Annotated in this window: 18 protein-coding genes; 8 read left to right on the top strand and 10 right to left on the bottom strand. The window is 55.8% G+C overall.

Features of this window, described 5'->3' with window-relative positions; all coding sequences use genetic code 11:
- Nucleotides 1-3: 3 nt before the first annotated feature.
- The 4 genes from gspF to gspC are packed head-to-tail and all read right to left on the bottom strand — an operon-like array spanning nt 4 to nt 5,366.
- The gene (gspF, locus tag ACQG1Y_RS07750; protein WP_368740484.1) at nt 4-1,212 is read right to left on the bottom strand and encodes a type II secretion system inner membrane protein GspF; all 1,209 of its coding nucleotides are present in this window, start codon (nt 1,210-1,212) and stop codon (nt 4-6) included.
- Nucleotides 1,212-2,690 carry a type II secretion system ATPase GspE gene (gene gspE, locus ACQG1Y_RS07745; protein WP_045341363.1) on the bottom strand — a complete coding sequence of 493 codons (1,479 nt, stop codon included), beginning with the start codon at nt 2,688-2,690 and terminating at the stop codon, nt 1,212-1,214. The genes gspF and gspE overlap by 1 nt, the downstream gene beginning before the upstream one ends.
- A gap of 14 nt (nt 2,691-2,704) precedes the next feature.
- Complete coding sequence (gspD, locus tag ACQG1Y_RS07740) at nt 2,705-4,621, bottom strand: type II secretion system secretin GspD (RefSeq protein ID WP_368740483.1); 1,917 nt, start codon at nt 4,619-4,621, stop codon at nt 2,705-2,707.
- Nucleotides 4,622-4,634: 13 nt separating this feature from the next.
- Nucleotides 4,635-5,366, bottom strand: a complete 732-nt coding sequence (gene gspC, locus ACQG1Y_RS07735; protein ID WP_017693723.1) for a type II secretion system protein GspC — start codon at nt 5,364-5,366, stop codon at nt 4,635-4,637.
- A gap of 300 nt (nt 5,367-5,666) precedes the next feature.
- On the opposite strand from gspC, the gene ACQG1Y_RS07730 reads away from it, so the two are divergent.
- Together ACQG1Y_RS07730 and ACQG1Y_RS07725 are read left to right on the top strand one after the other, a co-directional pair.
- Nucleotides 5,667-7,229, top strand: a complete 1,563-nt coding sequence (locus ACQG1Y_RS07730; protein ID WP_368740482.1) for a peptidoglycan-binding protein — start codon at nt 5,667-5,669, stop codon at nt 7,227-7,229.
- Nucleotides 7,229-7,867 carry a hypothetical protein gene (locus tag ACQG1Y_RS07725; protein WP_032670241.1) on the top strand — a complete coding sequence of 213 codons (639 nt, stop codon included), beginning with the start codon at nt 7,229-7,231 and terminating at the stop codon, nt 7,865-7,867. Before ACQG1Y_RS07730 ends, ACQG1Y_RS07725 begins: the two co-directional genes overlap by 1 nt.
- Here the strand turns inward: ACQG1Y_RS07725 and ACQG1Y_RS07720 are convergent.
- The 3 genes from ACQG1Y_RS07720 to ACQG1Y_RS07710 form a co-directional block, all read right to left on the bottom strand.
- On the bottom strand, nt 7,864-8,487 hold the full coding sequence (locus tag ACQG1Y_RS07720) for a helix-turn-helix domain-containing protein (protein WP_023303371.1): 624 nt from the start codon (nt 8,485-8,487) through the stop codon (nt 7,864-7,866). The genes ACQG1Y_RS07725 and ACQG1Y_RS07720 overlap by 4 nt on opposite strands.
- A gap of 265 nt (nt 8,488-8,752) precedes the next feature.
- Nucleotides 8,753-9,583, bottom strand: a complete 831-nt coding sequence (locus ACQG1Y_RS07715; protein WP_015571006.1) for an N-acetylmuramoyl-L-alanine amidase — start codon at nt 9,581-9,583, stop codon at nt 8,753-8,755.
- Entirely contained in the window at nt 9,580-9,903 is a 324-nt protein-coding gene (locus ACQG1Y_RS07710) for a heavy metal-binding domain-containing protein (protein ID WP_032670243.1), read from the bottom strand. Before ACQG1Y_RS07710 ends, ACQG1Y_RS07715 begins: the two co-directional genes overlap by 4 nt.
- A gap of 97 nt (nt 9,904-10,000) precedes the next feature.
- On the opposite strand from ACQG1Y_RS07710, the gene ACQG1Y_RS07705 reads away from it, so the two are divergent.
- The 6 genes from ACQG1Y_RS07705 to artJ all read left to right on the top strand — a co-directional run bounded on the left by ACQG1Y_RS07705 (nt 10,001) and on the right by artJ (nt 14,526).
- Nucleotides 10,001-10,519, top strand: coding sequence for a lipoprotein (locus ACQG1Y_RS07705; protein WP_015571007.1), 519 nt, complete (start codon nt 10,001-10,003; stop codon nt 10,517-10,519).
- Between the two features lie 226 nt (nt 10,520-10,745).
- Nucleotides 10,746-11,474: an arginine ABC transporter ATP-binding protein ArtP gene (gene artP, locus ACQG1Y_RS07700; RefSeq protein WP_006809439.1), complete on the top strand. Its 729-nt coding sequence runs from the start codon at nt 10,746-10,748 to the stop codon at nt 11,472-11,474.
- An 18-nt stretch (nt 11,475-11,492) separates the two neighbouring features.
- The gene (artI, locus tag ACQG1Y_RS07695) at nt 11,493-12,224 is read left to right on the top strand and encodes an arginine ABC transporter substrate-binding protein ArtI (RefSeq protein WP_368740481.1); all 732 of its coding nucleotides are present in this window, start codon (nt 11,493-11,495) and stop codon (nt 12,222-12,224) included.
- 6 nt (nt 12,225-12,230) lie between these two features.
- Nucleotides 12,231-12,947 (top strand): arginine ABC transporter permease ArtQ, encoded by a 717-nt coding sequence (gene artQ / locus ACQG1Y_RS07690; RefSeq protein ID WP_003858367.1) that lies wholly within the window; start codon nt 12,231-12,233, stop codon nt 12,945-12,947.
- Complete coding sequence (gene artM / locus ACQG1Y_RS07685; RefSeq protein WP_003858369.1) at nt 12,947-13,615, top strand: arginine ABC transporter permease ArtM; 669 nt, start codon at nt 12,947-12,949, stop codon at nt 13,613-13,615. The genes artQ and artM overlap by 1 nt, the downstream gene beginning before the upstream one ends.
- Before the next feature lie 179 nt (nt 13,616-13,794).
- Complete coding sequence (gene artJ, locus ACQG1Y_RS07680) at nt 13,795-14,526, top strand: arginine ABC transporter substrate-binding protein ArtJ (protein WP_015571008.1); 732 nt, start codon at nt 13,795-13,797, stop codon at nt 14,524-14,526.
- A 76-nt stretch (nt 14,527-14,602) separates the two neighbouring features.
- Here the strand turns inward: artJ and ACQG1Y_RS07675 are convergent, their stop codons facing one another.
- The 3 genes from ACQG1Y_RS07675 to rlmC form a co-directional block, all read right to left on the bottom strand.
- Nucleotides 14,603-16,072, bottom strand: a complete 1,470-nt coding sequence (locus ACQG1Y_RS07675) for a sensor histidine kinase (RefSeq protein WP_063138462.1) — start codon at nt 16,070-16,072, stop codon at nt 14,603-14,605.
- Nucleotides 16,056-16,763, bottom strand: coding sequence for a response regulator transcription factor (locus tag ACQG1Y_RS07670; protein ID WP_022650690.1), 708 nt, complete (start codon nt 16,761-16,763; stop codon nt 16,056-16,058). The genes ACQG1Y_RS07675 and ACQG1Y_RS07670 overlap by 17 nt, the downstream gene beginning before the upstream one ends.
- A gap of 112 nt (nt 16,764-16,875) precedes the next feature.
- Nucleotides 16,876-18,012, bottom strand: coding sequence for a 23S rRNA (uracil(747)-C(5))-methyltransferase RlmC (gene rlmC, locus ACQG1Y_RS07665; protein ID WP_032670247.1), 1,137 nt, complete (start codon nt 18,010-18,012; stop codon nt 16,876-16,878).
- Between the last annotated feature and the right edge of the window lie 11 nt (nt 18,013-18,023).

Genomic DNA, 18,023 nt, shown 5'->3' with positions numbered 1-18,023 from the left:
GATTTAACCTACCATATTATTAAGTTGCAGAAGCGGTTGTAATATTGACAGCACGATGAATAAAACAATCGTCGCCATGGATACCACCAGCGCCGGTTCAAAGACCGACAGCGTTAATGTAATTCGATGTTGTAAGGCCGATTCCTGATTTTCCGCCGCGCGATCCATTAAATTACCTAATTCCCCGCTCTCTTCACCGGAGGCAATCATATACAGCATGGTGGGCGGAAATAATTTCGCCTGTTCCAGCGCCGCATACAGCGACGCCCCCTGGCGCACGGTGTCGGCGGCCTGCTCCAGCACCTGCCGGGCATAGCGGTTTTCGATACCGTCCATCGCGATATACATCCCCTCCAGCAGCGGCACGCTACTGGCCTGCAAAATGCTCAGGGTACGGATATAGCGGGCACTGTTGATGGCGCAGACCAGCTTTTTAATCGGCGAGCCGTTCACCAGCCAGCTGTGCCAGCGAAAACGGTTTTTGGCATTCCTCAGCCAGGCTTTGAAGCCGATAAAGCCGCCGCCCAGAATGCCCACAATATAAATGCCCCAGGCTTGCAGGAAATCACTGACCGCAATCAGCGTCCGGGTGGTGATCGGCAGCTGCTGCTTCATGTGGGTAAACTGCTCGATCACCTGCGGCACCACCGCCACCAGCAGGATGCTGATGACCGCGATGGCGACCACGGTGAGGGTTATCGGGTAGACCATTGCCTGCGTCAGCTTGCTTTTCATCTTCTGGCGCTGCTCGTTGTACTCCGCCAGCTTTTCCAGCACGTCGCCCAGGTGACCGGTTTTCTCCCCGGCCATCACCAGCGTGCAGTAAAGCTTGTCGAAGGTGCGCGGAAACTGGCTGAAGGCATCGAACAGGGTGTGGCCTTCCACCACCTTCTCGCGGATCTCCACCACCATCGCCGCCAGCTTTTTGTCTTCCGTCTGCTTCGAGATCGCTTTCAGCGCGCTCTCCAGCGGCAGCGCGGCGTTGACCAGCGTCGAAAGCTGACGGGTAAACATCGACAGCACCGGAGTAGAGAGCTTCACCCCGGTTTTCGCTTTCCCGCCAGCCGCCGTTTCGCGGGTTTCGGTGATGCTGACGGGCATCAGCTTTTGCTCGCGAAGCCACTGGCGAACCTGCTTCTGCCCCTCGGTCTGTAACGTCCCGCGCTGTGTTTTCCCCGCGGCATCCGTTGCCGTCCAGGCGTAGAAAGCCATTACGCATCCCCCCCACGTTCGGCGGTGACGCGCATGACCTCTTCCAGAGACGTCACGCCGCCGATCACCTTCAGCAGCCCGTTTTCACGCAGGCTGTAGGCATGCTTAAAAAGCTGCGTTTCGAGGGACATTTCGTCCTTATCTTCATGGATGGCGCGACGCATGGCGCTGTCCACCACCAGGAATTCATGGATACCGGCGCGGCCCTGATAGCCGCTCTGACGGCAGTGTTCGCACCCCACCGCGCGGTAAATCGCGTCTGGCGGCGCGGCCATAAAGCTGAACAGCGCTTTTTCATTGGCGTCCAGCGGACTGGTGGTCCGGCAGTGCGTACACAGCCGACGCACCAGACGCTGGGCAATGACACCGAGCAGCGATGAACCGATTAAGAAGGACTCCAGCCCCATATCCCGCAGACGGGTTATCGCCCCTGCGGCACTGTTGGTGTGCAGCGTCGACATCACCAGGTGACCGGTCAGCGACGCCTGCACCGCAATCTGGGCGGTCTCACCGTCGCGAATTTCCCCGATCATCACCACGTCCGGGTCCTGACGCAGAATGGCGCGCAGCCCGCGGGCAAAGGTCATGTCCACGCGCGGGTTAACCTGCGTCTGCCCCACCCCTTCCAGCTCGTACTCAATCGGATCTTCCACGGTCAGAATGTTGCGTTCGTGGCCGTTCAGCGCCGAAAGAATGGCGTACAGCGTGGTACTTTTACCGGAACCCGTCGGGCCGGTAACGAGGATGATCCCGTGCGGGCGGTCGATCAGCCCTTTCAGCTTCTCCAGTTCTTCATCAATCAGCCCCAGCTTGTTGATGTCGGGCTTGAGATTGCTTTTATCGAGCAGGCGCATCACCACGCGCTCGCCGTACTGGGACGGAATGGTCGAGACGCGCACGTCGATGGCCTTGCGACCGATGCGCAGGGAGATACGACCATCCTGCGGGAGGCGTTTCTCGGCGATGTCGAGTTTCGACATCACCTTGATACGCGACACCAGCAGCGGGGCGAGCTTACGCGCCGGTTGCAGCACCGGGCGCAGCATGCCGTCAACGCGAAAGCGTATGCTCAGGGTGCGCTCGAAGGTTTCGATATGAATATCCGACGCGCCGTCCTTCACCGCCTCGCCGAGAATGGCGTTGATCAGGCGGATCACCGGCGAGTTTTCGTCGTTATCGAGCAGATCTTCGTTATCCGGGATCTCCTCGGTTAACGCCATCAGATCGATATCCGCGTCCATATCGTCCACCAGCTGCTGCGACACGCCGCTGCTCTGCTGCCAGATTTTGGCCAGCATCTCGTCAAACGCTTCCGGCGCCAGGGTAACCGGGACAAACGCGCATCCCAGCACCCGGCGCACCTCCAGCAGCGCTAACGCCGGGGTGTCCTCACGGATATAGACGTCATTGTTGTAAAGCAGAACGCCGTTTTCTTTTGCGTAGTTGCTGCTACACAGGGTTTTAGTCAGTTCGTCCACGTTTCCCCTCCGCCTTACTCTTTAAACGGATTGCGTGCCGCGTGGGTTTTCACGGGTGCAGTGCTGGCGGCAGGAAACGCTGGCAGTACGGCGTTGTCGCTCGGCTCGACAATACCGAGCTTTTTCTCTTCCACGCGCTGCATCTGGCGCACCCGGATCTGATCATATTTCTCTTTCGAGGCTGCGCTGTAGTTGTCGTCGTCACGCAGGACGGTGGTATGAATAAACACCATCAGGTTGCGTTTGGAAGTATCCTGCGAGGTGTAGCGGAACAGCTGCCCGACCAGCGGGATATCGCCGAGCAGCGGCACTTTGGAGACCGACTGTTTGGTCACATTTTCCATCAGGCCGCCGAGCACCACCGTCTGGCCACTGTGGACCATCACTTCGTTATTGATCGTGCGCGTGTTGAAGGTTGGGCCGAGGCTGGAATCTTCCGTTGCGCTGTTGTCGACGCTGGATACTTCCTGCTCAATCTTCAGGTGGATCATGTCGCCATCGTTGATTTGCGGCACAATCTTCAGCTTGGTCCCCACGGTTTTACGCTCAACCGAGTTAAAGACGTTGTCGCCGCTGGTGGTTTGCGAACCGGAAAGCACCGGCACATCCTGACCGACGTTGAACGACGCTTCTTTATTATCCAGCGTGACCACGCTTGGCGTGGAGAGGATGTCGTTTTTACCGTCGGTGGAGAGCGCGGTCACCAGCGCACCGAAATCACCGTTAAAGAAGCCGGTCGCAAGGCCCGTGAAGCTCGCCCCTTTCATGGTGCCATTTTTAATCTGGCTGATTGGCAGGCCGGTAGCGCCAAACTGCACGCCGCCGTGCTTGCTCGTCCACTGCACGCCAAGATCCAGGCCGTTGCCGTCCTGCACTTCGGCAATGATCGCTTCCACCAGCACCTGCGGACGGCGAATATCCAGCTTGTCGATCACCTTCTCCAGGGAGTTCATCACGTTAGGCTGCGCGGTGATCGCCAGGGAGTTGGTCGACTCGTCGGCGGTAATATTCAGGTCGGTTGAGGCGCTCGCGGTTTTCGCTTTGGCCGCGCCCGGCTTGTCTTTCAGCTGCTCGCCAATCCCCGTCAGCACCGGTACCACTTTGGTGGCGCTGGCATATTTGAGGTAGAAGACGCGGGTGTTCCCCTCGTTATTCTGCTCGCGATCCAGCTGATGGATAAGGGAACGGGTACGCGCGCGCGCATCTTCCGAGCCGCTGATCACCAGGCTATTGGTTTCGTCATCGGCCACCACCTTGGCCGCCAGCTGCGGCGCGTTCTGCCCTTTCTGCTCTTCGTTGTTGAGGTTGTTCAACATATCCGAAAGCTCTTTGGCAGAGGCAAAGCGCAGCGGGATGATTTCGCGGCGCTGAATACCGTCTTTATCGACGCGCTGAACCAGATCCACCAGGCGGTTCACCACCGAGGCTTTACCGGTTAACAGCAGGACGTTGGACGGCTCAAAGTGGACCACATTCCCGATGCCGGTGGCATCGTTGAGCTGACGCAGCAGCGGGGCCAGCTCGCGAACGGGTACGTTTTCCATGCGCACCACGCGGGTGATAATCTCGTCACCTTTGCCCGGGTTCTTGCTGTCTGCCAGCGGCGCACCGGCGGTACGCGCTACGCTTGAGCGCACCACTTTGACCATGCCGTTGTCCATCGGGATCACCGACAGGCCGTAGAGATCCAGCACGCTCAGGAAGAACTGGTAATACTCATCCTCCGTCAGCACGTTGTAGGTTCTGACCGAGACGGTTCCCTGGACGGACGGATCGACCAGAATAGTTTTGTTGAGATTGCGACCTACCGTATCGATAAACTCGCGAATATCAGTATTTTTAAAACTTGCGCTAAAGTTAGCTGCAAGCAGCGAACTGGAATATAACGACAATGCGGTCAGCGCCACGCACGCCCAGGGAAATTTTTTCATGTCTGCACACTTATTAATTGTTTAGAACATTAACCCGAATATTTTCAAGGTGAGCGTGACGTCGTACGATGACCTCCGCTTCTTTCATTTTCGACCAGTTGGCAATAATGCTTTTCGCTTTTGCTTCATCGGTCATATCGACAGAGTTAACCTGAATCGCCACATCGCCTTTTTCCAGACCTGACTGACTGTAAAAGGCGGAGGCATTCCTTGGGTTTATCCTGTAGCCTTCCAGTCGGCCTTTTTCAATGATGGGTTTTAACACCAGATAATCATCAAGATGCACACTCTCTGCGCCAGCATCTTTCGTCGATTTTGTAACCGGGCCGCTCTCCACGCCCCCCTTAAAATAGTCCGGTTTATTTAACGCCAGTACCTGCGTAGCACCTTCATAATTAACCACCACATTATCTTTGTTTATTTCCTGAATAAATGCGTCGTTAAACCCGGCGAGCGGTTCACCCTCGCGGTAGCTTCGCTGGCCGCCCGGGGTTTTGATGACAGCGAAGGAGAGCCAGGCGTCATCACTGCGCACAATGCCTTCAATCTCCGCCGCCAGCGGGGGTTTTGCCGCAGCCGATAAGTTCTCCTGACGGACGGCAGCCGTAAAAAGCGTGAAGGGTTTGTCTTCGCGCGTTTTTTTCAGCGGCTGTAGGTCAGAATTAGCAAACTTATTCATAACTTTTTTATAATCTTTAAAGGTGAGATAGCCTTGCTGGCCACAAAAAATGAGCAGCAAAAACATAATACAAGGCGTTATCCACCGTGACAGAAATGAGAACCTCATTTTTTATCCGGCCTATAGCAAAGCAAAAATAAGCAGCGTCATACTGCGCCAATATGGAGGAAAATAGTAATAAGCTGTTGCAAACGCGACCACTGACTTCGCCACCAACTTTCATAAAGAAAAATATTGACCGTATAAATTCCAGATGTTAGGCGCAGCCGGCTGGATATTTTTACTCTGTCTGCAAATTGACCGCTCAGGGGCATTACCTTACTTTCTGCTGCTGTTGCTATTCCTAATCAGAGACGGTAAGTCGTTATGTATCAGAGCCACTTTAATTTTAACAATCCGCCATTCAGGACAATCACCCGTTTATCCGGTGATTTTCTGGTGCCTTATCATCAGGACGTGTTCAACCTGCTGAAAGAGAAAACCCAGCTGGCGGGAATTATCGGGCTTTTTTGCGACGACGCTCCGCTTCTGGGTCAGTTCATCGACGCGCTGAAAGCCAGCAACCATACCGTTCTTGCCATCAACGCGTTTCCCAAACTGAGTGCCAGTAGCCTGCTGTACAAACTCAACCCGGGAACGAAAGTGATTAAAGATCGCATGCAGGCGGTGGATGCCGTCCTGCGCCAGTGGCAGGAGGGGAAAGCAAAATCCAGAGTGCTGACGATCGCCCATGCCGAAGCCATGAAGGAGAGCTGCCGTGAAGTCCTGGGAACGCTGCTCACGCGCGCCCAGGAGCTGAACTTCCGGCTCGCCGTGGTACTGACGGGCACTGCGGATCAGGAGATCCTGCTAAAGCAACCTGAACTGCGCGAATATACGCACACGCATCATGCCCTGCGCCCCCTGACCTGCCGCGAATACCTGAGCTATGTTCAGGCCCAGTGCGAAGAACACGGGTGCGAAAACTCGCCGTTGCCGCCTGCCCGCGTGCGCAGAATGCACACGCTAACCAAAGGCAACATCAGCAAACTGAACGCGCTGGCGCACCTGTCAATGCTCGCCGCCTGGACGGAACGCGCGGCGCAGGTCAGCCCACGTCATTTACGTCTGGCGGCGGGAGAGATCCTGCCCGCCCAAAAACACGGTAAGCGCCTGGCGACCGTGGGGCTGTTTGCGTCCGTGCTGTTTGCCGCCTGCGGCTGGTATTTGACCTCATCGATCGGCGCACGCCTGCCGATCCAGCTGCCGGTGCCCGTCAACTGGAAACAGCAATCGCTAAAAGTCGAAGCGCCCGTAGTGCCGGTTATCGACAACGAAATAGTTAATCAGCCGGATGCGATGCATCAGTTGTATCTCATGTGGGGGTATGACGCCTCGGCCGAAGATGCGCTGTGCCAGAACGCCGCCAAAGTGAACCTGATGTGTAAACAGGGGAACGCGTCGCCGGAGACGCTGGCGCAGGAAGGGTATCCGTGGGTCAGTGAACTGAAAACCAGCGGCCATCTTAACTATGCGGTGGTCGCCAGGGTCGGGGACACGTCCATTGACCTGTTAATGAATAACCGGACCTGGCAGGTGAGCCGCAGCTGGTTTAACCGGCACGCGACCGGCAACTTTACCCAGCTGCACCGCCTGACACCGGAAGGTAAAGACGCGATCGGCGCGGCCAGCGACAGCAAAGATATGGCCTGGCTGGATCAGCAATTAAGCCTGGCGCTGAGCCAGCCCGAAACGCATGCCCGGATCTGGACCACAGAGATGATGAAACGCACCCGCGAGTTCCAGCAAAAAATGCATCTGCACGTGGATGGCATCCCCGGCGAAGATACGCTGATGCAGCTGATGCGCGTGACCAACAGCACGCCGGGCGTACTGATTCAGGCCACCCGCACCACCCCGGACGCGAAAATGCAGGAGAAGAAAGCCTAATGTCGACCATCTGTCTTGCGGCCCAGCACAGCTATACAACCGGGGAAGCGGTCTGGTTTTCGTACCGTCTCCCCAGCCTGAAAAACGTATTCGGCAAAACAGCGTTATGGCTGGTCGGGCTTTGCGTCATGCTGGTTGTCGGCCTGTATATGCACGTCTACTGGAACCTGCACCACCCGGCGCCTGAACCGGTCAACGCCAGCGTTGCGAAACCGGAAACGCAGCTTTCGGATATGCATTACGTGTACGTGAGTAAACCGTTCCCGCATCCGCAGCCTAAAGCTGCGCCAGTGCCAGTTGATGTTCCATCGATGCAGGATCTGCCGATCAACAGTGATGATGGCGACTGGCAGCAGGCGCCCGACGGCGCGGTGCCACACGACGCCTCGCGGGATACCTTACCCGGGACCGAAGCGCATGAGCACGATAACGCTCCCGCCAGCACGGGCAGTGAAGAGTCATTATTAACAGAATTATTTAAGCAGGCGCTAAAAGAGCAGGAGCAGGATTATTCTCAAGGAAAAATTCCCGCGCCGCCGGTTGACGAAACGCAGGATAATTCACAAGCCAGTGTAAAAAACAGTGGAAATAGCCGTTCTCCTTTCAGTAAAAAAGGAGACGGCGGGAGCAGGTATTAATATTTTTCAGGCAGTGCGGTAAGGTTAAGCAGTCGACCTTTTTCCACCACAATATATTGACCCTTTTTCAGATCGGAGAGGATTTTAATAATAGTGCTACGTGCCAGGTTAGTGTATTCCTGAATGTAATCATAAACGTTAATATCACGCTGTTGTTGAACAATCAGGTCGTTAATCTCATATAAAAATTCGCGGACAACGGAATACGCACTGCGGGCAACCAGAACATCATCACGTTTGCTCAGCATGCAGATGTACCAGGAAAGGACTTTGGTCAGTTCTGGCCACAGATTTTTTTCGGTCATCAGCTGGGCGAAGACCTCTTTCTTGATCGAGCGAACAACCGTATTCGTCCGAACAAGGCCGTACATATGGGTGGCGCTGTAATACATTGACGACAGGCCGAAAATGCATTGCCCGGTGACGGTGAACATGCACAGTTCGTCAGATTCACGTCGAAATTCGACTTCACCGCTGACGATAATATGAATATAGCCGGAATCAGAAGTGGAAATTTTCTGCCATTTTTTTAATGTTCTTTCTTCAACGCCTGAGGTTGCAGAAATGATCTTTTCCATTTCATGTTGCGGACGTAATTTTTTTCCATAGATGCTTAACATGGTTATACCCGATTTAAGATGTGATTTTTAAAAAGCATGGCAACGGCATTCATACCGAGCCATAAATATTTTTCCTGATGAAAACGTCAAGAATAAAAATAAAAGTGTGAAGATTTTTTATTCGCCAAATTACTTAGCGTGCTATATGTCCATCTTAAATCCGGATAATTTTAAGTCAATTAACTAAAAATGAAATGAGTTTGTACTTAAGATTAATCTGATAGAAACTTGCTAAAATATACTCATTCGGGGGTAATCCGAAGGTTTACCCCTGTCCGTATTTCTCTAAAAGTGCTTCAGCAATCGCCATGGTTTCAACATCTGCAACGCCACTCCATAACTGCGGACGGAAATGCATCTGGAAAACCATGATGATGCGTTTTTGCTGTTCGGGCGTACTGTTTTCTGGCACCTCGTAACCGTAGCGCGCCAGCAAATCGAGCAGTGCTGCGGTATCAACCTGCTGATAATGCGGTCGCCCGTTGATATAAAAATTCACGCGCCCCGGATCGGGCCAGGCTCCGATACCCTGCTGCGCCAGTTCGCGCCAAGGAAACAGTGGCCCAGGATCGTCTTTACGCTGCGGGGCGATATCCGAGTGTGCCACCACGTTCTGCGGTTTAATGTCGTAGCGGGCGATGATGTCTCTGGCAAGCGGGATCAGCGCCGCAATTTGCCCCGGTTCGAAGGGGGTAAAGGTTTTCACGTCACCGGTTTTCCGCCAGCCGCGGTTTTCCAGCTCAATGCCGACGGAGGTATCATTTATGCGGTTGGTGCCACGCCAGAAGCTGATGCCCGCATGCCAGGCCAGTTCGCTCTCCGGGACCAGCTGCCAGATACGCGGTTTGCCCTGCGGAGCTGGCGGCTTTGCGGGGATGAGATAGTGAGAGCTGACGTTTTTATCGGTCAGGGTCGCAAGCGAGGTGTCGAAATCATCGGCGGTGTAGTGAATAACCAGCACCTTTATACGCGGGTAGGCCGCCTGCGCCTGATGGCGCGTATCCAGCTCGTAAGCGCCTTTATCAACAATGCCCTCTTCCGAGGCGCATCCTGCCAGCAACATCGCCAGCAGGAGGGTTGAGAGCGAACGCTTCATCGACGGGTCTTCACCGCCGTGCCGCTTACGCTCACCATCAGCATGCTGGCATCTTTCCCGACCGTTTCGTAGTCGATATCAATGCCCACCACCGCATCCGCGCCCAGCGCTTTGGCCTGCTCGCCCAGCTCCTCAAACGCAATCTCGCGCGCTTTACGCAGCTCTTTCTCGTACGCGCCGGAGCGACCCCCGACGATATCCCGAATGCCGGCAAAGAAATCGCGGAAAATGTTTGCGCCCAGAATCGCCTCACCGGTGACCACGCCGCAGTACTCGGCAATCGGTTGACCTTCCAGGGTTGGCGTTGTTGAAAATTGCATACTTTCTCTCCTTCTTTAGCGTTCAATGCGTTAGCGACAGCATTATCGGTTCGTTACGCTATGATTGAAAGGATAGTTAATAAATAAGGAAATCAACATGCGCTACTCTGCTTTAACGCTTTTAGTGCCATGCGCGCTGGTGCTCAGCGCCTGCACAACGCCGGTCACGCCAGCCTTTAAGGATATCGGAACCCGCAGCGGCCCTTGTATTGAGGGTGGCCCGGATGCCGTGGCGCAACAATTTTATGATTACCGTATTCAGCATCGCGGTAATGACCTGACCGCCCTGCGCCCGTACCTGAGCGATAATCTGGCGAAACTGCTCACCGACGCTTCGCGCGATCCGCAGCACAACGCCCTGCTGTCATCCGATCCGTTCTCCAGCCGCGCCACGCTGCCGGACAGCGCCGACGTCGCCAGCGCGTCCACCATACCGAATACCGACGCACGCAATATTCCCCTGCGCGTGAAGCTCACCCAGGGAACGCAAACCTGGCAGGATGAGGTGCTGATGATCCGTGAAGGCCAGTGCTGGGCAATAGACGATGTGCGCTACATTGGCGGCAGCGTTCATGCCCCGGCGGGCACCCTTCGCCAGTCGATCGAGAACCGCTAACGCCTCCGTTCAATAAACGTTAACCCCGTAAAATGTCCGGCATTTCCTGCGGAATGCCGACATTTATACTCGCCCCCCTTTCCCGTCGCTATTTTGTGCTATGTTTAAGAGGAAACACGGGTTATATTTAACTTTTAACGCAGAAATATTGCATAACTATTCTGTCAACGGTACTATCTGCGGCCTCAATTGCTATAGATTGCCTGGATGAGTAAAGACTGCCCCGATGAGTATTAAACTAAACGGCATTAACTGCTTCTACGGCGCACACCAGGCGCTGTTCGACATTACGCTGAGTTGCCCGGAGGGCGAAACGCTGGTTTTGCTCGGCCCAAGCGGCGCGGGAAAAAGCTCCCTTCTGCGAGTTCTTAATCTGCTTGAAATGCCCCGTTCGGGGACGCTAGCCATCGCCGGTAACCATTTTGACTTCGCGAAAACCCCGTCTGATAAAGCGATTCGTGAACTGCGTCAAAACGTGGGCATGGTTTTCCAGCAATACAATCTCTGGCCGCATCTGACGGTGGTGCAAAACCTGATTGAAGCCCCGTGCCGCGTGCTTGGCTTAAGCAAAGACCAGGCGATGGCGCGTGCGGAAAAGCTGCTGGAACGTCTGCGTCTGAAACCGTACAGCGACCGGTATCCTTTACACCTCTCTGGTGGTCAGCAACAGCGTGTGGCGATCGCCCGTGCGCTGATGATGGAGCCGGCAGTGCTGCTGTTTGACGAGCCAACCGCGGCGCTGGACCCGGAAATTACCGCCCAGATCGTGAGCATTATTCGTGAGCTGGCGGAAACCAACATTACCCAGGTCATCGTGACCCACGAGGTGGAAGTGGCGCGCAAAACCGCCAGCCGCGTGGTCTATATGGAAAACGGGTATATCGTTGAGCAGGGTGACGCGAGCTGCTTCACTAACCCGCAAACCGATGCCTTCAAAAACTATTTATCTCACTGATGTGTTAGGGAAATTATAATGAAAAAAGTATTGATTGCCGCGCTGCTTGCTAGCGTCAGCCTTTCCGCTACCGCAGCCCAGACCATCCGTTTCGCCACTGAAGCGTCCTACCCTCCGTTTGAATCCATTGATGCGAACAACAAGATTGTTGGCTTCGACGTGGACCTGGCAAACGCCCTGTGTAAAGAGATCGACGCGACCTGTACCTTCAGCAACCAGGCGTTCGACAGCCTGATCCCAAGCCTGAAGTTCCGCCGTATCGACGCCGTAATGGCCGGAATGGACATCACTCCGGAGCGTGAAAAGCAGGTTCTGTTCACCACCCCTTACTATGACAACTCGGCCCTGTTCATCGGTCAGAAAGGTAAATACGCCTCCGTTGACCTGCTGAAAGGCAAGAAAGTCGGCGTGCAGAACGGCACCACGCACCAGAAATTCATCATGGATAAGCATCCGGAAATCACCACCGTGCCGTATGACAGCTACCAGAATGCGAAGCTGGACCTGCAAAACGGTCGTATCGATGCGGTGTTCGGGGACACGGCTGTCGTGACCGAATGGCTGAAAGCGAACGACAAGCTGGCCGCCGTGGGTGACAAGGTGACCGATAAAGACTACTTCGGTACAGGTCTGGGTATTGCCGTACGTCAGGGCAATACCGAGTTGCAGCAGAAATTCAACGATGCGCTGGAAAAAGTGAAGAAAGACGGCACCTACGAAACCATCTACAAAAAATGGTTCCAGAAGTAATTCCTGATGAATGAAATTTTTCCTTTAGCAAGCGCCGCCGGGATGACCGTCGGCCTTGCCGTTTGTGCACTGATTATCGGCCTCGTACTGGCGATGTTCTTTGCGGTGTGGGAGTCCGTTAAGTGGCGCCCTGTCGCATGGCTCGGTTCAGCGCTGGTGACTGTGCTGCGTGGACTGCCGGAAATTCTGGTGGTCCTGTTTATCTATTTCGGCTCCTCACAGCTGCTGTTAACGCTGTCGGACGGCTTCACGATTAATCTCGGCTTTGCGCAGATCCCGGTGCAGATGCAGATTGAGAACTTCGACGTCAGCCCGTTCCTGTGCGGCGTGATTGCGCTCTCCCTGCTCTATTCGGCCTATGCGTCACAAACGCTGCGCGGCGCGCTGAAAGCGGTACCGCAGGGTCAATGGGAATCCGGCCAGGCGCTGGGTCTGTCGAAAGCGGCGATCTTCTTCCGCCTGGTGATGCCGCAGATGTGGCGTCATGCCCTGCCAGGGCTGGGTAACCAGTGGCTGGTACTGCTGAAAGATACCGCGCTGGTGAGCCTGATCAGCGTGAACGATTTGATGTTGCAAACAAAAAGTATCGCCACCCGTACGCAGGAGCCGTTTACCTGGTACATCGTCGCGGCGGCTATCTACCTGGTGATCACGTTGCTGAGCCAGTACGTTCTGAAGCGTATTGATCTGCGCGCAACGCGTTTTGAACGGAGACCAGGCTGATGCTGGATTATTTACCCGAACTGATGAAAGGGCTGCACACCAGCCTGACGCTGACCGTCGCGTCTATCATCGTGGCGCTGATCCTGGCGCTGATCTTCACCATCGTCCTGACGCTGAAAACGCCGGTGCTGGTGTGGATTGTACGTGGCTACATTACGCTCTTCACCGGAACGCCGCTGCTGGTGCAGATCTTCCTGATTTACTACGGCCCGGGCCAGTTCCCGTCGTTACAGGAATATCCGGTTATCTGGCATCTGCTCTCTGAGCCATGGCTCTGCGCCCTGATTGCCCTCTCCCTGAACAGCGCGGCCTATACCACGCAGCTGTTCTACGGTGCCATTCGCGCGATCCCGGAAGGCCAGTGGCAGTCCTGCGGGGCTCTGGGCATGAGCAAGAAGGATACGCTGGCGATCCTGCTGCCTTATGCCTTTAAGCGCGCCCTCTCTTCCTATTCCAACGAAGTCGTGCTGGTGTTCAAAAGTACCTCCCTGGCCTACACCATCACCCTGATGGAAGTGATGGGCCACGGACAGCTGCTGTACGGACGCACCTACGACGTGATGGTGTTCGGTGCGGCGGGTCTGGTCTATCTGGTGGTCAACGGTCTGCTGACCCTGATGATGCGTCTTATCGAGCGTAAGGCGCTGGCGTTTGAGCGCAGAAATTAATCGACTTAATGCATAAAGCTGTTTTCGTAGTGCGGGTAACCTGATGGGTTACCCGCATTTTTTTATGCATTAAATAATATTTAATCATATTTATTGCATATAAATTCATTGAGTGGCATTGTACATCCATGCCGCAGACACGGCGCATAATGACAAGATTGACAGACGGGAGCATTACAATGAAAAAGTTAGTTCTGGCCGCATTACTCGCAACCTTCGCCGCTGGCGCATCCGCCGCCGATAAAATCAATTTCGGCGTTTCTGCCACCTATCCGCCGTTTGAATCGCTGGATGCCAGCAACCAGATCGTCGGCTTCGACATCGACCTGGCGAAAGCGCTGTGCAAGCAGATGCAGGCCGACTGCACCTTTACTAACCACGCATTTGACAGCCTGATCCCGTCCCTGAAATTTAAAAAGTACGACGCGGTAATCTCCGGCATGGACATCACGCCAGAGCGCAGCAAGCAGGTCGCGTTCACCGACCCGTACTACGCGAACTCTGCGGTGGTGATTGCGAAGAAAGGGGCTTATAAATCTTTCGACGAGCTGAAAGGCAAGCGCATCGGCATGGAGAACGGCACCACGCACCAGAAATACCTCCAGGACAAGCATCCTGAAGTGAAAACTGTGGCCTACGACAGCTACCAGAACGCCATTATCGACCTGAAAAATGGCCGTATTGATGGCGTATTTGGCGACACCGCGGTCGTGAATGAGTGGCTGAAAACCAACCCGCAGCTGGGTACAGCGACGGAGAAAGTGACCGATCCGCAGTATTTCGGCACTGGCCTCGGTATTGCCGTGCGTCCGGATAACAAGGCTCTGCTTGAGAAACTGAACGGCGCGCTGAAAGCGATCAAAGCTGACGGCACATACCAGAAAATCAGCGAGCAGTGGTTCCCGCAATAACCTTTTTTGCCGGGTGACCTGGCCTACGGGGGTGGTCTGTAGGCCGGGTAAGGCGAAGCCGCCACCCGGCAATTCCTTAAAGCGGCACAAAGAACCTGAACCGTGCCCCGCTCACGGACTCCATCAGCCTGATCCCCCCGCCGTGCAGCTCCAGCATTCTTTTCACGATTAACAGCCCTAACCCGCCCCGGTGCTCCCGCGAGGCCTGTGGATTTAACGCTGACGGACGCTGGAACAGATCGTCCCGTAATGCGGCATCAACACCCGTTCCGCTGTCGGCCACTTCAACCTGTAACCGGTCGTTCTCCTGCCACACCGCCAGACGAATGTCTCCACCTGCTGGGGTATGGCGTATCGCATTATCCAGCAGATTCGTCACCACCCGTTCAATCATGGAAACATCGGCCAACACCTGCGGCAGCGGACCCGGGACGTCAATGTGCAGATTTAACTCACGCGTGCGGGCAGCGAGTTCAAACTTTTGCGCCACGTCGGAAATCAGTTCAGCCATGGCAAAACGCTCGCGCTGGGGCTTGATGCCGCCGTGCTCAAGACGCGCCAGCTCGAACAGCTGCTGCGACAGATGGCGTACCTTTTGCCCCTGACGCAGCGCGGTAGCGAGGTACTGCTGATGCTCCTGCGGCGACAGCGTTGCGGATTTCAGCGACAGCGTTTCCAGATAACCCAGCAGCGACGTCAGCGGGGTGCGTAAGTCGTGCGAAATGTTGGCGATAAACTCCCGGCGCTGGCGGTCGCTGTCGGCCAGCCGATCCCACTGAGAGGTGATTTTGCGCGCCAGCTCGATAAAGGTATTGCGCAGGATCGCCACTTCATCCTGGCCGGCAGGCTCAAGCGGCTGGGCCGCCAGCTGCTTAATCGCGCTGATGCTGTCCTGCTCCAGCCCGGCCACGTCCAGCGTGAGCTCTTTAACCGGGCGCGTCACCCAGTACCAGAGCAGCAACCCCGCCAGCAGACCAAACAGCGCCACCAGCAGCATCGACCACAGCGCCGTACTCCAGAGCGCTTTGTGCCAGGCCATCTCCGCCAGCGCGTTGGACTCCTCCCCCTGCAAAATAATGTACAGATACCCCTTCAGCTCACCGTCCTGCCGCAGCGGGGTTGCGCTGAAGACTTTCTTATTCTGGCTTCGGGGATCGTCGCCAAACACCGGCATCACCGTCCCGCTGAGGAAATTCTGTATCGGCGCAAGGTCAATTTTTTGCCGCTGAATGTGCCCCGGCGGGGCGGCATCGGCCAGGATATCGCCATCTGGCGAGACAACATACAGCTCGACGCTCGGATTAAAGGTCATCAGCCGGTCGAACAGCGGTTTTAAGGCGCTGCGATCCACCCTGCCCTGCGTATCCAGAATCGCTTCCCGCTGCACAATCTGCTGCGCCAGCCCGCCGGAGAGCCGCTGCACCATCGCATTGCCGTACTGCATGCTACTGTAGAGCTGCACCGCACAGGCGACGGTGGCGCAGAGCAGCAGTAACGCCGTAAACAGCAGCGTCAGGCGCTGGCTCAGGCTAAAGCGACGCATCATGATTCTGCTCCGCAAATTTGTAGCCTTTGCCCCAGACGGTGCGAACGATCTCCGGCTCGGCGGCATCTTTCTCTATTTTAATGCGCAGGCGGTTAATGTGGGTATTGACGGTGTGTTCGTAGCCTTCGTGCTGATACCCCCATACCTGCTCCAGCAGTGCCAGCCGCGAAAAGACCTCTCCGGGATGGCGGGCAAAGAAATAGAGCAGTTCAAATTCGCGCGGGGTGAGATCGACGTGTTGACCGTTAAGGCGCACGGTGCGCGCCAGCGGATCGATAGTCAGTCCGTGCGCCTGAATAATGCCGTCCGTCTGCGCCTGGCCCATCGCCTGCTGACGGCGAAACAGCGCCTTAATGCGGGCAATCAGCTCCTGCACCGAGAAAGGTTTTGCCAGATAATCATCCGCCCCTGTTTCCAGGCCAGTAATACGGTCAGTTTCACTGCTACGGGCGCTAATGATGATAATGGGCAGGTAGCGGGTCATCTGGCGGATACGGCGGCAAATCTCCAGACCATCAACATTCGGCAGCATCAGATCGAGGATCACCGCGTCCCACGGCTGTGTTTCAAGACGCTGTAAGGCGTTGCCCCCGTCGGGCTCGTGGGTAATGGCGTAGCCTTCATCTTCCAGATTAAGACGCAGGAGTGCCGCGATATCGTGGTCGTCTTCTACCAGCAGGATCTGCTTCATGGGTAAGCCTTCAATCATTTGTTATGACGTAAGCTTACCTGATTTCGAGCGGGGGAAGAGTTCACATTTTGTTGAACATTGTGCGGGGTTTATGCCGGGTGGCGGCTTCGCCTTACCTGGCCTGCGCTTTGGTTAACAACGTCAACACTTCATAATGGGCGGTATGGGGGAACATATCGAAAAGCTGAACGCGCGCAATGCGGTAGCCCGGCAGGCTGGCGATATCCTTCGCCATGGTCTGTGCGTTACAGCTGGAGTAGACAATGTACTCCGGCGCCATCTGGCTCAGGTAGTCGCAGAGCGCCTGGCCGATACCCCGGCGCGGCGGGTTCACCAGCACCAGCTCCGGCACGTTGCCCTGTCCGGTGGCGAACCGGGTCGAGTCCAGCGCCTGGAAGTGCAGATTCGTCAGCCCCAGCTCTGCGGCGGACTGCTTCGCGCAGGCAATCGCTTCGGCGGAGATCTCAATTCCGGTGAGCTGCATGTCTGGCGTGGCACAGTGCAGGCCAAAGCCGCCGACGCCGCAGAACAGATCCCACATGTGATGAACCTGTAACGCACGCACCCAGTCGCGCGCGGTGGCATACAGCGCGCTGGCGACGGTGGGGTTAGTTTGAAAGAAGCTTTGCGGACGGATCCACAGCGGCACGCCGTTAAAGCTCTCCGCCAGCGCATGCTGTTCGGTGAAGAAAATCTCTTTTTCCCCTTCCATGATCGCCATATGCACCGGCTGAATATTTGCGGTGATCACCTTGAGCTGCGGAAGCTGTTCCTGCAACCCCGGAAGCGCCGCGCGCAGCTGCTCCAGCTTGTTTTCCGAACGCAGCACAAAGCGCAGCATCATCCCGCCGTCGATCTGGCTTTCGGTCAGCAAAAGGTATTTCAGCTCGCCGCGCCTGCGGGCAACGTTATAGGGCGTTAACCCCGCCCGGGCGATAAACGGTTTCAGCGCGCTAAACACCGGCTCAAACGAGGCGGGATACAGCGGGCAGTCGGTTAAATCTTCCGGGGTGCCGTCGCGGTGCAGCATCCCCAGCAGCGGCTTTTCAACGCTGCCGCTGACCACCATTTTGGCTTTATTGCGAAAGCCCTGTTCCGGGCCACTGACGGGTGCGCACCACTCGCCCACCGCATGTGCTGTCAGCAGCTGTTGCAGGTCGGCCATTTTGGCGGTGAGTTGTTGAGAGACCGGCTGTTCTATCCACTGACAGGAGCGGCAGCGTCCGGCGTCATAGAGTGCGCACTGCATATGAAAACCTT

Origin of the sequence: Enterobacter cloacae complex sp. 397G4, assembly GCF_050031515.1 — a bacterium.
Lineage (GTDB): Bacteria > Pseudomonadota > Gammaproteobacteria > Enterobacterales > Enterobacteriaceae > Enterobacter > Enterobacter hormaechei_C.
This window is presented reverse-complemented; position numbering and strand designations above follow the sequence as displayed.